At 60.1% G+C, this 15498-nt stretch carries 9 protein-coding genes; 7 read left to right on the forward strand and 2 right to left on the reverse strand.

What is annotated here, in order from left to right; translation table 11 throughout:
• The first annotated feature begins 69 nt into the window (after positions 1–69).
• Together GQ39_RS24510 and GQ39_RS24515 are read left to right on the forward strand one after the other, a co-directional pair.
• Complete coding sequence (locus tag GQ39_RS24510; RefSeq protein ID WP_047535238.1) at positions 70–4683, forward strand: dermonecrotic toxin domain-containing protein; 4614 nt, start codon at positions 70–72, stop codon at positions 4681–4683.
• Positions 4676–9220 (forward strand): dermonecrotic toxin domain-containing protein, encoded by a 4545-nt coding sequence (locus GQ39_RS24515; protein WP_047535242.1) that lies wholly within the window; start codon positions 4676–4678, stop codon positions 9218–9220. Before GQ39_RS24510 ends, GQ39_RS24515 begins: the two co-directional genes overlap by 8 nt.
• Positions 9221–9253: 33 nt before the next feature.
• Here GQ39_RS24515 and pdxR read toward each other — a convergent pair whose 3' ends face one another.
• Positions 9254–10807, reverse strand: a complete 1554-nt coding sequence (gene pdxR, locus GQ39_RS24520) for a MocR-like pyridoxine biosynthesis transcription factor PdxR (RefSeq protein WP_047535244.1) — start codon at positions 10805–10807, stop codon at positions 9254–9256.
• Between the two features lie 92 nt (positions 10808–10899).
• On the opposite strand from pdxR, the gene GQ39_RS24525 reads away from it, so the two are divergent.
• Genes GQ39_RS24525 through GQ39_RS24535 form a run of 3 tightly spaced genes read left to right on the forward strand, consistent with a single transcriptional unit; the run spans position 10900 to position 12669 of the window.
• On the forward strand, positions 10900–11523 hold the full coding sequence (locus tag GQ39_RS24525) for an FMN-binding negative transcriptional regulator (protein ID WP_047535246.1): 624 nt from the start codon (positions 10900–10902) through the stop codon (positions 11521–11523).
• Positions 11524–11533: 10 nt separating this feature from the next.
• Complete coding sequence (locus GQ39_RS24530; protein WP_047535249.1) at positions 11534–11980, forward strand: GNAT family N-acetyltransferase; 447 nt, start codon at positions 11534–11536, stop codon at positions 11978–11980.
• Between the two features lie 17 nt (positions 11981–11997).
• Positions 11998–12669 carry a GNAT family N-acetyltransferase gene (locus tag GQ39_RS24535; RefSeq protein ID WP_047535252.1) on the forward strand — a complete coding sequence of 224 codons (672 nt, stop codon included), beginning with the start codon at positions 11998–12000 and terminating at the stop codon, positions 12667–12669.
• Positions 12670–12788: 119 nt separating this feature from the next.
• On the opposite strand, the gene GQ39_RS24540 is transcribed toward GQ39_RS24535, so the two are convergent.
• A complete protein-coding gene (locus GQ39_RS24540; protein WP_047535255.1) occupies positions 12789–13688 on the reverse strand; it encodes a homocysteine S-methyltransferase family protein in 900 nt (299 codons plus the stop codon).
• A 111-nt stretch (positions 13689–13799) separates the two neighbouring features.
• On the opposite strand from GQ39_RS24540, the gene GQ39_RS24545 reads away from it, so the two are divergent.
• Entirely contained in the window at positions 13800–14621 is an 822-nt protein-coding gene (locus GQ39_RS24545; RefSeq protein WP_047535257.1) for an ABC transporter substrate-binding protein, read from the forward strand.
• Positions 14618–15454, forward strand: coding sequence for an amino acid ABC transporter permease (locus GQ39_RS24550; RefSeq protein ID WP_047535259.1), 837 nt, complete (start codon positions 14618–14620; stop codon positions 15452–15454). The genes GQ39_RS24545 and GQ39_RS24550 overlap by 4 nt, the downstream gene beginning before the upstream one ends.
• The last annotated feature ends 44 nt before the right edge of the window (positions 15455–15498 follow it).

Here is a 15498-nt window from a genome sequence, read left to right on the forward strand (position 1 = left end):
TCACTACCTTGCAACGCTTCGCGCACCGAATGTTCTGCGGTGCCCGCTAACCACACAAAGGATGTGACCATGACCGACGCCACCCGCCCTCCCGTTTTACCCGGCCTTTCCTCCGACCAGAATGCCCTGCTCACCCAATTGGTCACCGGCCCCTCGATCAGGGAAGTCGCCACCCACGCGCTGCAGCCTGCCCTGAAAGCGCTGTACCCGAATCTACATATCGATCCGCGCCTGGCCATGGTGGTGATGCCAACCTGGGCCTATCACAATGGGCGCGTCGAACCCGGGCCACGGCACTTCAAATCGCTGACCGACACGCTGGTGCACCATGGTGTAGCGGGCACGCCAGTGATCTACCTCGACGGTGAACACTACCTCACGCTGCAGCCTCAGGAGCAGACGCCTGTACAACTGCCAGTCAGCATTGAAGCCATCGGGCGCCTGCTCAATGAGCTGGCGCCGCTGCTGTTTGTCGCGTTTCAAGAACAGCAGGTCGATTACTGGAACCAGTACACCCGCGCGTCCACTCCGCGCTGGCAGGAGCTGTCCAAATCCTTGCGCGATCTATGGAACATCGAGGCCAACCCGGACTGGGACAGCGACCAACACGCCATGGCCGGCAAACTGTTCGCCTACCCGGAAAAAAGTGCTCGCCGTTCCCATGACCCCTATCAGTCACGCGCCTGCCTGATCGACCTGGACGCCATGAGCGGTGCTGCCTCGACTCACGTCAACATCCTCGACATGGCAGTCCTGATCGGAACCCTGGGCACTCGAACCCTGGTGATCACTCACACCATCCCCCGTGGCTTCCAGACGTTCGACTCCCTGGAGGAACTGGGCGCATCGTTGGTGGCGGACGCCGATGGGCAAACACCGGGCAACGTCCTGCATTGGCGCCTGATCGAACCCCAGGGCAATTATTTCGACCGCCTGGCGTGCAACCTCATCGCCCTGCAAGCCGACGCCATCGGTGCGCTGGCCAACGAACCCGCTGCAAGCAATCCGGACTTGGCGCCCCACGTCAGCCGCACCACCAGTGAGCTCGACCCGACGGACAAGCAGTCATCCTCGCGATTCAATCAGGTCGAGCAGTCGCTGCCTGACTGGATGGCCGGTGCTTCTCCCACTGATCTCACCGCCTACAGTCGGCATCTGATGGACCTGGTGACCGTGCGTAATCAGAACGCCGGGAAGTCCTTTCAGGACGGGCTCAAGCCGATCCGCGAATTTGCGCTGGATCAACTGCGCGAGGCCATGCTCAACGATCATGCCGATGCGGCAGGACTGAACCTGGCGGACATCGAGATCGTGGTCGACAGCGTGGTGGTCTGGGGCAGCTTTGTGCCGATGGTGGAGCCCGAGCGCACGACCCTGAGCCTGGTCGACCTGGCACTGCAAAACCTGATTGCCCTGCCCCAGGGCAACAAATCCGTACGTAGCACCAGCGCCACAGCAGTGCCGCAATGGATGACGCCAAGCTATCTGGAGGCGCTGATCACTCGCGTCGACATCGGCCAGAAGTACCCGGCGCTGATCAAAAGCGAGCTGCTCGCCGACCCCGTTGAAAGCCTGCGACGGCAGAACCTGTTCACCAGTCATTTGCGCGTCGAGTTACCGCTGCAGGCCTTACAGTTGAAGATTCGCAACCAGAACGGCATCGATGAAACCGGTTATCGCTATGTCGCCGCCGTGGTCCAGGTGCTCGACGCCAATCGCTGGGTGGATGGCCAGGAGATCGTGATTCGCCCACTGGCCTTCACGCCTGGCTGGCGCGTCGGGGGCGCCACCGATGAAGTGACCAACATGTTCGTGATCGGCCCCCGGCAGATGGACAAGGGACCATGCTTGCTTTACCGGCCAATGCTTGAGCAACCGTTGAGCCAGTACCCGACGCCGGCCAACCTGATCTACGCCATCAAACACTCGCCGATGTTGCGCCAATCGGTACTCGCCTGGCTGCCGGACGACGCCCGCGCCAACTACGCCAACTATGCGTTCACCGGCGACCGACCTTCGGTCTGGAGCATTTCCCAACAGCTGGCCGACCCGTTGACCTCCCTGCAAATGAGCGGCCCGGTCAGCCTTGGCCAGCGGGTCCTCAGCGGCGTTTACCTGGCCACCTTGTACAAGGCCAACGTCAATGCGCTGGTTGAAATGGCGCAACGGCAATCGTTGTCCAATGCGCAATATCGCTGGGAGACTTTCAAACGCGTAGCCTGGACGCTGCTCAATGCCGCACTGCCCTTTCTCGGTCGCACCGTCGGGACGGCCGCGTGGATCTGGCAAGTGCTGGATGACTTGCAGCAAACCCTCGACGCTGCCGGCAGTGGCGATCAGCAACAGACATCCGCCATGACCGATCTGTTGCTGACCCTGGCCATGGTGCTTGCCCATCACGCCAGTACGCGTAATTCGCCTGTGCGCAGAGCCCAGGAAAAGCCGATAGCAACAGCGATCGAGCCCCCGGAAAAACCAGCCCCGCAACCTGTGTCCGTCGTGCAGTTGCCCGACATTCCCAGCGAACACCCTCCCGCGCAACATCGCCAGTCCGTGGCGACCGATACGGCCCTGGACCTTGCCAGAACCCTGGACCGCTTCAATATCACGCCACCCGAAGAGCTATCAGCGCCCGTCAACGACAGCGGCCTGTATCGTCACCTCTATCGAAAGGGCAACGCCTGTTACGCACCGGTGGGCGAGCGCTGGTTCGAGGTCGCGGTCGAGGACACGGGCGAAGTGTCGATCATCGACGCACGGGAGCAGCCTGTGCGCAGCGGTCCGGCGCTGATCCGCAACAACCGCGGCGAATGGTTCGTCGACACGCGCCTGCGCTTGCGGGGCGGCGGGCTGTCGAGCCAACGCAAGGCACTGAAGCAACAAAACCGTGCACGCATCACCGAACTCAAGAGTCAATTGGCCGAGTTTAACGACGGACGCGAGAAGGCACGCAAGGAGCTGACGGACGCCCACAACGCCATGAAAAATTCGGTCGGCGACGAGGCTCTGCTCACCGCGCAAACGCAATTCCTCGAGCAGCTCGAGCGACGCACCCAAGACTACGCCGCTCCCATCGAACAGATGAAATCCCTGAGCCTGCTGGAAACAGTGCCCAACTACCGGGCATCCATGATCGAGATGCTCGGCACTCAGCTGTTCTTCAACCAGACGTGGCTTGACCAACGCAGTCCAACGTTCGCTCAAACCCTGAGGGAAACCCTGGCGCTGCTGGAAGCTGAAGAAACGGCAGGGGGTGCCGGCGATCGCGCCACCTACCAGAAAATGACCGACCTGACCGAGGGCATGATCGGCAAAATCGAGTTTGCACAATCGCAGTTCCCGGCGTTGAGCCGACTCGGTAGAAGTGCTGCCGAGGTGGCCAGCACCTATCGGGCAAAATTGCCTGCTTTCAGCCTTAACGATCTCAAGGCACTCCAGGTTTCGCTGGCTCGCGACGTCTGTCTGAAAGAAGGAAACAGTGCTGGGTTGACTGATGCTCGAAGCGCATTCGAACGCCTGCTCGATACCACCAACCTGGTTATCCAGACGTCGCAGGAGTTGATGCTCAAAGACAGTACATGGGCTGAGGGCGACCGCATCGAAGGCCTCAACGGGATGCTCGAACAGTTTGCCGCCATCGACCAATCCTTCGAAGACTTCAGCCTCAGCCACAAGGAAGCGGTTCTGGAGCAACCGTTCAAACACGTACGTAAACGGATCAGCGAATTCCAGCAAGAGACCGAAGCCTATCTGGCGCAACTGCTGCGCGAACAACTGCCGGTGGAGCCCCGTCCCGGCCCTTCAAGGCCCGCACCGGCATCGCGCAAACGGGTCGTCAAAACGCGCTTCAAGGGTACGGTCGTTGGCGAAGTTCGTCCCTCGGCATCGGGACAACCGGTCCTGCTGGATGTGAAATCGCCCATGACCGGCAAAGTGATCGCCACCTTCCACGAGAAGACACCAGGCGTGTGGGTCGAGCGCGTGCAACCCAAGCGGCATCCGACCATCCAGGTGCCCGAACTCCAGATGCAAATTGCTCAAGGCCAGACGTTGCTCGAGAGCGTGGATACCTTCATTCGGCAAACCGAAGCGAGCGCAAAAAAACCTGGCCGTATACCGGTGGAAATCGAGGAGTTGTTCCAGCACAAAGCCGAGCAACTCGACAAAAGCGCCAGGACACTGGAACAGACCCCGACCGGTTCGAATACAACGACCTCCACGACAGCGCTGGTGACGCAATTGAGCGCAGCGCGCGATCGACTCTATGCCGAGGGCTACCGAATCAGGGTCGAGATGATCAAGCAACAGCCGCCCACGGCCGCTCGCGTCGAATGGCTATCGGGCAAAAATGAAATCGATATCGTGCCGAATGGTGAACGGCGTCGACTCAAAGGCCCGCGCAAGGATTACCTGCAGGAATACGAGATTCGCGAGACAGGCACCGGGCAACCGTTGTGGTACGCGCACTTCCACTATGCCGGCCCCGATAGCCCCGCCGAAGCGTTTACTGCCGCCCACCTGAAACTGCGTAATCAACGACTGATGGCCGGGGCATTCGATCTGAATTCGGCTTCCAGCAGCCAGCTGATCGCCATCTATCGCAGCGAAATCAGCCCGCCGCTGGCCAATTCACTGTTCTTTTCAAAAGCCTCGAACGTCAAGAAGGAAGTTGGCGATGACTGAACACCTGGAAGATACCGAAACGCCCGCACTGCTAAAAAAAAGCCAAGTGATTCACCAGACCAGCAGAGGCCCCACGGTCGATGAGGTCGCCGCCCTGCTACTGCGCCAAGCGCTGAAGGCGCGGTATCCCGAGCGCGATATCGACCCTGACCAAACCATGATCGGCACGCCTCAATGGCAAATCCTGGACGGCGTGCTCGAGGCGAGGCCCACACAGTTTGAATCGTTGACCCAGACGTTGATAAACCTGTTCGCTACCTCGAAAAGCGCCAACTATCTCGAAGGCGAGCACTTTCTGACATTGAATCCCTTGGCCACGCCTGTCGTGCATCTGGATATCGATATCGAAGCCATCGCCGAGTTGCTCAATGACTATTCACCCCTGCTCTTGGTTGCCTATGGCGAACAGCAACTGGCCTATTGGAACCTCAAGGGGCAGCTGGCACCGCACTGGCTGGAGTTGTCCGCAGCCTTGCGCAAAGCCCTCAATGTTCAAAGAGTCAACGGTTGGGATAAGGATCAGTGTCGGGTGGCTCGCGCCATCTCGCGTCATCCTGATAAACAGTCGCGCCTGGCTCATGACCCGACGTTTTCGACTATTCAGGTCAGCCTCGTCGACTGTGACACCATCGACGCGCAAGGCATCACCCGACACCAGACACTGGCCGGAGCCGCGGTGATTACAGGGCACTATGAAGAGCGCGATCTGGTCATGATGTACACCGTGGGATATGGCTACGAAACCTTCAATTCACTGGAACAGTTAGGTGCTTCGTTGCCGGCCCGCCTCGATAAGCTGCCGCCCGGACAAAATTTGCAATGGCAACTGTTTGAACCGGAGGGCAATATTTTCGACCACATGGCTTGGGCCCTGATCGCCAACCAACTCGATTCCATTGCCGCGATGACAGCTCAAGGCCTTGCCGCCGAACTGGATACCCCTTTGGCTTCGGCTCCTCAGGTAGAAAACGCCAATATCCAGGAGCAAAAGGCGCTCGGCGAGCTGGCCGACGCAATACCCGACTGGCTTTTTGGTGCTTCGGTGACGGACCTGGATCACTACAGCCAATCGATCAATGCGCTGGGCAAGCTGTACAGGCAGACGGACAAACAACTGTTCCGGATTCCGCCCATGACCACCTTCGCCCAGCAGCGCATGCGCGAAGCGATCGTGGCTGACAAACCATCCGCAACCGGACTGCCGCTCGATAGCCTCGAGATCACCATCACCAACAGCTTCGAGTCCGGTGGTTTGACGCTGCCCAACCCGCTCGATGTTCATACCGAAACGCTCGGCGAATACGCCGTTCAAAATTCCGCGCCGTATCAGGCAACGCTTCGATTCAACCCGCCGCAAACGGTCCCCGAATGGCTGGATGAAGGCTACCTGACGAAGATCGCGAGCAAGGTCGATATTGGCGAGGCGTATCCGCGCCTGATCAAGGACAAATTGATTGACGATCCGGTGCAGGCACCCTTGCAGGAGCACTTCTACATCAGCCAGTTGCGCGCTTTGCTGCCGCTGATTGCGCTGGAGTGCAAGATCCGGCGCATTGGCGGCGTAGACGAATTGGGGTGTCGCTATGTGCGCGAATGGCTCAAGCCGACGCCCGGTCACGCTCAACCGGTGGTCATTCGTCCCCTGACCTTCATCCGGGCCGGGGAAACCGCCGGCGACACCGTTGCCAATATGTTCATCATCGCTGCGCGCCAGCCAGAGAAGGGTCCTTGCCTGCTCTATCGCCCGCTGTTCGAACAACCGTTGCTGCAATTCCCGTCAGCGCAAAACCTGCTGTACGCCTTGCACCAGCCAGGCGAGCTGAGGGACTCGGTGCTGGCGTGGCTGCCCGATTCCACCCTCGCTTTCAAATACGCCCAATACACGTTCCCCATCGGCTTTCCCAACCCGTGGCTGAGCGTACAACTGCTCTCCGAACCCTGGACATCCTCGGGTTGGGCCGGTCCCGTCGAACTTTCTTCAACGGAACTGAGCGGCGATGTATTCCCCACCCTGTTCAAGAACCATGCCCTGGCCATGGCCGAACTCGCCGACCGCCAATCGTTATCCAATGCACAACGACGCTGGGCCCTGCTTCGGGACAGCGGTTGGGCGCTGTTCAACATTGCCTCGAATTTTCTCAGTGGCCCGGCAGGGGCTGCGGTTTGGGTCTGGCAAAGCATCAGCGAAATCGAGCAAGTTCTGGACGCGCACAATCGCGGTGATGCTCATGCTCAATGGAGCGCCATCGCCGATATGCTTCTGAACCTGGGCATGCTCCTGGCGCAACATGCCGCCACTCGACGCAGGGCCAGGCTTAAGGCTGGGCCACGGGACGAGCACGACAGGCAGCTCAAGGTCGGCGTCACGCCATCGACAGCACTTGCCAAGCCCACCGTGACGTTAATGACGACACCTTTGACCGGCGAACTTGCGTCCAGCCATTACTCGTCACTTGAGCCTGGCGGCTCAGTGCCCCATCGCTCAGGCACGGCATTGGCGCTGTATCTGGAGGGCCTGAAAGTGCCGACTGTCGACCTCACGACTCCGTCGCTGGAAACCCTCTCGCACGATACCGCGCCCTTGTATCGCCTGGACGGCAACACCTACGCACAGGTTGGCGAGCGCTGGTTCCGTGTCGTGGAAAACGACAACGAGCAGGTGCAAATCGTAGATCCGCAGACCCCCTCGAAAACCGGCCCGCTGTTGATTCATAACACGCAAGGACAGTGGTTTGTCGACACCCGATTGCGCTTGCGCGGGGGCGCCGGGGGCACCAGTTTGCAAAGCCAGCTCAAAGCACAACGCAAGGCCAAGGAGCAGCAGAAGAAACGACTGGGCGTTGCGCTGGAGACTTTCAAAGGCCAGGAGGTCGCCAACAATGCCGAGTTGAAGGAGGCCTATACAGAAATGCTGGGCGCAACCGGGCTCGCGCACGAGCAGGCGACACAGCGTTACGTCGCTCGTCTGGAAAAGCTGATCGATGATTACGATCAGGCATTGAAAAATCTCGAGCAATGGCGTCTCACAGGAGGAACCAAAGGCTATCTCAACGATTTAGAGCGCATGACCATCGTGCTGCAAAAGAACATCTGCCTGTGGCTCGTATTCAAGCGCAACGACTACGCCAAACTCACCGAAATGCTGGCGCAAGACACGGTCATCGATTCCGACGCTTTATTGCAGACGCATGTTCAGGGAGTCAGGCAGGCGTTGGCATTGAGCCAGGAGATCATCGCCCGCCTGCAGCTTTCCCAGGCATCGCTTGAGAACCTGGAGGCGGCTGGTCACGCGGGCATGACCACCTCGCAAAGCCTGCGAGAGCTGCTTCCCGCTTTTAATCAGTGGGACTTGAAGTCCAACGAAATCGGCATGTCCCACGAGTTGTGCGTGCGCGGTACCGCCTCCGAGAACGACGAGCCGGCGCGTGAAGCGGTCGGCTCGTTGATTATCGAGGCCGCAACCGCCACCCACCAGCATGCCGCCTTGATCAGAACGCACGACAGCGGTGAAGCCACCGCACAGCGCATCGACACTCTGAGCCGGCTGATCGATGTCTACGCCGATGTGAATCAGCGTCTCGAAGACCTGCCCGGCGAATACCCCGACAAGGTGGAAGCGTTCGAGCTTAAACGGGTCAGCGCATTGATCGGCGAGTTCAAGCAACTGGCTCAGACGCAACTGAATACGCTACTGCCCGAGGTTAGACAAAACGATCCTCCGGTGATGCCCAAACCCGCAGTTGCCGGTCCCTCCCGCCCTATTGGCAAAGTCACCAAGACTCGACCACGTGACTCTGCGCCCGCCAAGGCTTCCACAGCGGACGAACTGCCCCTGAGGGAAGTACTTCCCGCCAGGCCGGCCCCCGGTCTGCAGCCCGTGCTGGATGACGTCGACACGGTCGACGATGCCTTGACCCTGAATGAGGACGTACAGGCGTTCATTGATCGAACCCGCAAAGATGCCTTCAAGCCCAATCGTATTCCAGCGGACATGCAGGATCTTTTCGATCATCAGGCTCAACGACTGGAGCGGGCAGCGATCAATGTCGAGCAGGCACTGGAGCGCATACGCGCATCGGGCGGAGCGCGGCTTCCTGTGGGCAACCTGAGCGGGGAGCTCAAGAGTGCAGCCGTCCGGTTACGTGCTCAGGGCGTCAGCATCCGCGCCAGCCTGCTCAAGGATCGGCAGCCCCGACAGGCGTATTTGCAGTGGCTGCTGGATAACAACCAGGTGCGCATCGTCAAGAACGGCCAAGGCCGGATCAGGACCAAAAAACGCCGGGACTACTTTCAGGAGTACCAGGTGCTGGACATCGCCGGCCACGACAAGCCGCTGTGGCTCGCGCATTTTCACTATGCGTCCGTGGATGCGCCGCTGGAGCAATACACCGCCGCACACCTGAAAATCGCCGAACCGCACCTGCAGCAATTCTCGGCCGAACGGCGCCAGGCACTGACCACTCTGACGCCACTGGACTACGTGCTGCGGCGCATCAACGATCCGTCCCCGTTCTTCAAACTCGAGACGCAACCTTGACGCGCGCGTGGGCGGCCCGACTGGCCGCCCTCTTCAGCCGGCACGCCACACCGTGCGTAATCGCGCCAGCGCCGCTTCGATCGATTTCTCGGGCACCGCGGCAAAGCCCAGCACCAGCCCGGCACGCTGATCGATCGGGGTGGCGGAGTCCGGCAGCCAATAACTGCTCAGGCCATTGATCTCGACATCGACACCACGTGCCCATTCGATCAGTTCCTGCTCGCGCGCCACACTGTCGACCGGCACGGTCATGTGCAGCCCGGCGGCAACCGTGGGTAACGGGCCGACGCCGGGCATGTCCAGCGGCCAACCATTGAGCAGCGTATTGCGCCGACTCAACGCCGCACGGCGCATGCGGCGGATATGTCGCTGGAAGTGCCCCGCCGCCATGAACTCGGCCATCACCGCCTGGGTGCTGACTTCGGAATGGCGAACATCAACGGCACGGCGCTGGGAAAACGCATCCACCAGCCCTGTCGGCAATACCAGATACCCCAGACGCAAGGCAGGGAACGCCACCTTGCCGAACGTGCCGACGTAAAGCACCCGGCCTTGCCGGTCCAATGCCGCCAAGGGAGCCAGCGGTGCGCCGCTGTAGCGGTACTCGCCATCGTAATCATCCTCGACGATCCAGCCCTGCGTGCGCTCGGCCCAGGCCAGCAACTCCAGACGACGCGCCAGGCTCATGACCACCCCTGTCGGGTACTGATGCGAGGGCGTGACGTAGGTCAGCCGGCAGTCACTGAGCATGGCCAGCTCGTCGCAGTCGATGCCCTCGCTGTCCACGGCGACCCCGTGCAACCGCGCACCGGCGACGGCAAACGCATGGCCCGCCGCGCGATACCCCGGATTTTCAATCGCCACGCCGTCGCCCGGCTCCACCAGCAACTGTGCACAAAGGCTGATCCCCTGCTGCGCACCACTGGTGATCACTATTTGCTCAGCCGTGCACTGCATGCCTCGCGAACTGCGCAAGTAGGCCGCAATCAACCCGCGTAATCGGGCATCGCCTGCCGGGTCGCCGTAACACAACTGCTGCAGATCGGGTTTACGCCAGAAAGCCGCATTCAGCTTGGCCCAGACCTCAAAGGGAAATAGATCGAACGCCGGAACACCGACCCGAAATGCTCGCGGCGGACCACTCGGCGGCATCGCCAGATGGTTCTTTTCAACGCGCGCCAACGCATCGCTGTGGATAACTTTGCTGGATGAAACCACAGGTAAATCCAGCCAATTTGTGGATAAGGCTGTGGGTAAGCCTGTTGACAACCCTGTGGATACTTTTGTGGATAGTTTTTTTGCCGGTATTGCGGTTTGCGGTAGCTGAGCCACATAGGTCCCGTCACCAACGCGCCCTTCGATAAATCCTTCGGCATAGAGCTGATCGTAGGCACGCACCACGCTGTTACGGGAAATCGCCAACGCTGCGGCCAGATCACGACTGGCCGGCAGTCGCGTACCGCTGGCCAATCGCCCATCGAGGACGCGAAGGCGCAAAGCCTGATAGAGCTGGCGGCTCAGCCCCTGGCGGCGGTCGAGTTCGATACCAGCGGGATTGAACGACAAGGAAAGCGGCGCGTCCGTCATGGCAATGGACCTATGAAATTGGTCGTTAATGGCTCTTACAACAGACCAATAGCCTGCCTAGGATGCAGACATTCGCCAAGGAAAATATCCCCATGTACACGCCGCGCGCTTTTGCCATCGACGAGTTGTCCCAACTGCATGAACTGATCCTCGCCACCCGCCTCGCCATATTGGTTACCCAGGGCGAGAGCGGCCTGCAAGCCAGTCATGTGCCGGTGCTGCTGCATTGCGAACAAGGCTCGAACGGCACGTTGTACGGGCATCTGGCCAAAGCCAACCCACAGTGGAAAGACCTGCGCGACGGTGCCGAAGCCCTGCTGATTTTTGCCGGTGCCGACGCCTACGTCAGCCCCGGCTTCTACCCGAGCAAGGCCGAACACGGCAAAGTCGTGCCAACCTGGAACTACGTCGCCGTACACGCCTATGGCCGAGCCGAAACGTTCAGCGATGGCGGGCGGCTGCTGGACATCGTCAGCACCCTCACCGACCGCCATGAAGCTGGCCGCACTCAACCGTGGTCCGTGGCCGATGCCCCCGCCGATTACATCGACGGCATGCTCAAGGCCATCGTCGGTTTCGCCATTCCCATCGACCGTCTGGAAGGCAAGCGCAAGCTCAGCCAGAACCGCAGCGCCGCCGACATCGCCGGCGTACGTGAAGGCCTGGCCGCCAGCCCCGAAGTCAACGACCAAACCCTTGCCCAATTGATGCGCTAAGGAATTCGCCATGAGTCAAATCGACATTCGCCCAGTCACCGCCGATGATCACGCCGCGTGGTTGCCGTTGTGGCAGGCCTACCTGCGCTTCTACAACACCGAATTGCCGGATGCCGTCACCCAAAGCACCTGGCAGCGCATCCTCGCCACAAACGAACCGACCCACGCCGCTCTGGCCTGGGCCGACGGCAAAGCCGTGGGCATGGTGCATTTCATCTACCATCGTTCAAACTGGAGCATCGAAAATTCCTGCTACCTGCAAGATTTGCTGGTAGTGCCAGAAACCCGCGGCACGGGCGTGGGCCGCCAGTTGATTGAATTCGTCTACACCACAGCCAAGGCCGACGGTTGCTGCAAGGTGCATTGGCTGACCCACGAAACCAACGCCACCGCGATCCAGCTCTACGAGCGCATCGCCGAACGTCCCGGTTTCATCCAGTTTCGCAAAGCCATTTAAGGTTCAAGGAGAACAACATGTCGATTTCACTCGCGGACTGGAAAGGCGTCCCGGCACCCTCGGTTCAACTCATCGAAGGGCGTTTCATCCGCCTGGAAAAACTCGACCCGGCGCGCCACGGCGACGGTCTGTTCGAAGTCCTGCAAGGCCCGGGCGCCGACCCCAAACTCTGGGACTACTTGCCTTACGGTCCCTTCCCCCAGCGCAGCGCGTTCAACGATTGGCTGAACAACCATGCGGCCAATAGCGACCCGTACTTCTTCAGCGTGATCGATAAAGCCACAGGCGAGGTTCAAGGCATTCTCAGCCTGATGTCGATCGTGCCGGCCCAGGGTCGCATCGAAATCGGCCATGTGACCTTCGGCGCGCCGATGCAACGCTCGCCAAAGAGTACCGAGGCGGTTTACCTGTTGGCCAAGGAATCATTCGCCCTGGGTTACCGGCGCCTGGAATGGAAATGCAACAACGCCAACGCCCGCTCCAAATACGCGGCCGAGCGGTTGGGATTCAGTTTTGAAGGCGTGTTTCGCCAGCACATGGTGGTCAAGGGACAGAACCGCGATACCGCGTGGTACTCGATCCTCGATTCGGAATGGCCGGCGATTGGTGCCGGGTTCGCGCGCTGGTTGAGCGATGAGAACCAGACGGAATCGGGGCAGGTGAAAACCCTGGCAGAGTGCCGCGGGTAGATCTTTAGCGCCTGGACGGGCGCCTTCGCGGGCAAGCCTCGCTCCTGCAGGGTCTTGCGATGGTCACATTATCGTGGCCAGTCCAAACCTTGTGGGAGCAAGCCCGCCCGCGAATGGCTTCACGCCAGTTTCTGGGCAAGCACAGCAATATGCTCCGGCCCGATCCCGCAGCACCCGCCCAAATGGCTCGCCCCACGCTTGCGCCAATCCGCCGCCCATTGCAGGTAACCTGGCGGATCGAGATCGTCGCGCAACGGGTCCAGCCCATCGTTAGCCGTCGCCTCTTTCGGTTGCGGCGGGAAGGCATTGGCATACGCGCCGATTTGAATGTTCACCCCCAACCGTTCAAACGCTTCCCGCGCCGCATCAATCGCCGCGCCAATCACTTCCGGCTGGCTGCAGTTGAACAGCAACGTCTCGACGCCCAGCTCAACCGCCACTGCCGCCGCCTCGGCCACTGGCTCGCCAGAACGCAAACGCGGCACTTCGTCGACGTCTTCATCCTTCAAGGTAAACGACAGCCAGAACGGCTTGCCGTCCTTCGGCAGACCGGCGTGTATCGCTTGCGCCTCAACGATCGAGCTCTGGGTTTCCGCCAGCCATAGGTCAACATGCGGCGCGAGCCCCTTCACCAGTGGCGTCAGCAATTCAGTGACACGTTTGGCGTCGAACAGGTCCGGACGATAAGAACCAAACAGCGGAGGCAATGAGCCTGCCACGCGCACCGGTTTGCCCGCCGCATCGACTGCTCGCCGCGCCAGCTCACCGGCCAACGCCGCGAGGGCCTGACCTTCAGCGGCGAAACGCTCTTCACCGATATGGAATGGCACCACCGCGTAGCTGTTGCTGGTGATCACATTCGCGCCGCTTTCGATATAAGCCGCGTGCACCGCCTCTACCGCTTGCGGTGCTTCGCTCAAGGCCAGCGCCGACCATTCGGGCTGCCTGAATGGAGCCCCTCGGCGCTGCAACTCGCGGCCCATGCCACCATCCAGAATCACTGTGCTTGCTGCGCCCATATGCTATTCACTCATAAGCTTATGAAAATAACTCACTACCAGAGTCGTTGTTATAACTATTTAATACGCACCAATCGGTTAATAACAATCATTTTTTATCAGGGATCGACTGTGAAATTCCAACCGCTATTGGCCCTGGGCCTGACGATTCTGGCTGCCTCCACCCAAGCCTTTGGCGGCGCCACGCTGGATCGCATCGAACAAAAGAAAGAACTGGTGGGCGTGTTGATGGAAAGTTATCCACCGTTCTCGTTCCTCAACGACCAGAACCAACTCGACGGTTTCGACGTCGACGTGGCTAAAGCCGTGGCCGAGAAGCTGGGTGTGAAACTGCGCCTCGAAACCCCGTCCTGGGATGTGATTGCCGCTGGCCGCTGGAGTGGTCGTTACGACATCTGTATCTGCTCCATGACCCCGAGCAAAGCCCGCGCCGAGGTCTTCGACTTCCCGGTCGAGTACTACGCTTCGCCGGCGGTGATCGTGGTGAACGCCAAGGATGAACGCATTCACAATGCCAAGGACCTGAGCGGCAAGAAAGTTGGCCTCACCAGCGCCTCCAGCTACGAAAGCTACCTGAACAAAAACCTGGTGATCGAAGGCGCCGAAGACACGCAATTGCAGTACCCGTTCGAAGACGTGCAGATCGCCCCGTATGACACCGACAACGTCGCCTTCCAGGACCTGGGCCTGGGGGCCGGGGTTCGACTGGACGCGATTCTCACTAACCTGGTGACCGCCCAACCGCGCCTGAACGAAGACAAGCGCTTCAAACTGGCCGGCGACCCGCTGTACTCGGAGCCGAACTCGGTCGCCATTGAAAAGGGTGACGCCCAGTGGGACAGCAAAGTACGTGAAGTCTTCGCCCAGTTGAAACAGGACGGCACATTGAGCAAGCTCTCGCAAAAATGGATCGGCGCCGATATCAGTAAATGACTTCTTTCCAGCAACCTCCCCAGCCACCGCAACCGGTGGCTGAGTCACGACTGCAACGGATCTTCAGTTTCCGCACGCGGCTGTACCTGACCTGGGCGGCCATGCTCGGGTTGTTCACCAGCTTCTTCCTGAGCTTCGACCTGAAATTCTCAATCATCCTCGACAAACTGCCCAACCTCGTCGGCCTGCACCTGGCGCCCAACGGCTTCCTGCAAGGTGCGGCGCTGACGTTGTTTCTGTGCCTGTGCTCTATCGTCGCCTCATCGCTGCTGGGTTTCATCACCGCCCTGGGGCGGCTGTCGAAAAGCGCCGTGGCGTTCGGCATCGCCAGTTTCTACGCCTCGTTCTTTCGCGGCACACCCTTGCTGATACAGATTCTGTTGATCTACCTCGGCCTGCCTCAACTGGGCGTCGTACCGGGCGCCATCGCGGCCGGGATCATCGCCCTGTCGCTGAACTACGGCGCCTACCTGAGCGAAATCTTTCGCGCAGGCATCCTCGGCGTTCCCCATGGCCAACGGGAAGCATCACTGGCCCTGGGCATGCGCGAAACCGTGATTTTCTGGCGCGTCACCCTGCCCCAAGCCATGCGCACCATCATCCCGCCGACCACCAACCAGTTCATCTCCATGCTCAAGGACTCGTCGCTGATCTCGGTGATGGGGGTTTGGGAAGTGATGTTTTTGGCGCAATCCTATGGGCGGTCGAGCTATCGGTACATTGAGATGCTGACGACTGCGGCGGTGATTTACTGGCTGATGTCGATTGGATTGGAGTTGATTCAGGCAAGAATGGAGCGGCACTACGGGAAGGCGTATTTGCATAACCGATGAGTTCACTTGAAGTGTGGTGACTTCATAAATACGACTCGGCCAAC

This window comes from Pseudomonas sp. 11/12A, assembly GCF_000800055.1.
In the GTDB taxonomy this organism is placed as follows: Bacteria; Pseudomonadota; Gammaproteobacteria; order Pseudomonadales; family Pseudomonadaceae; genus Aquipseudomonas; species Aquipseudomonas mohnii.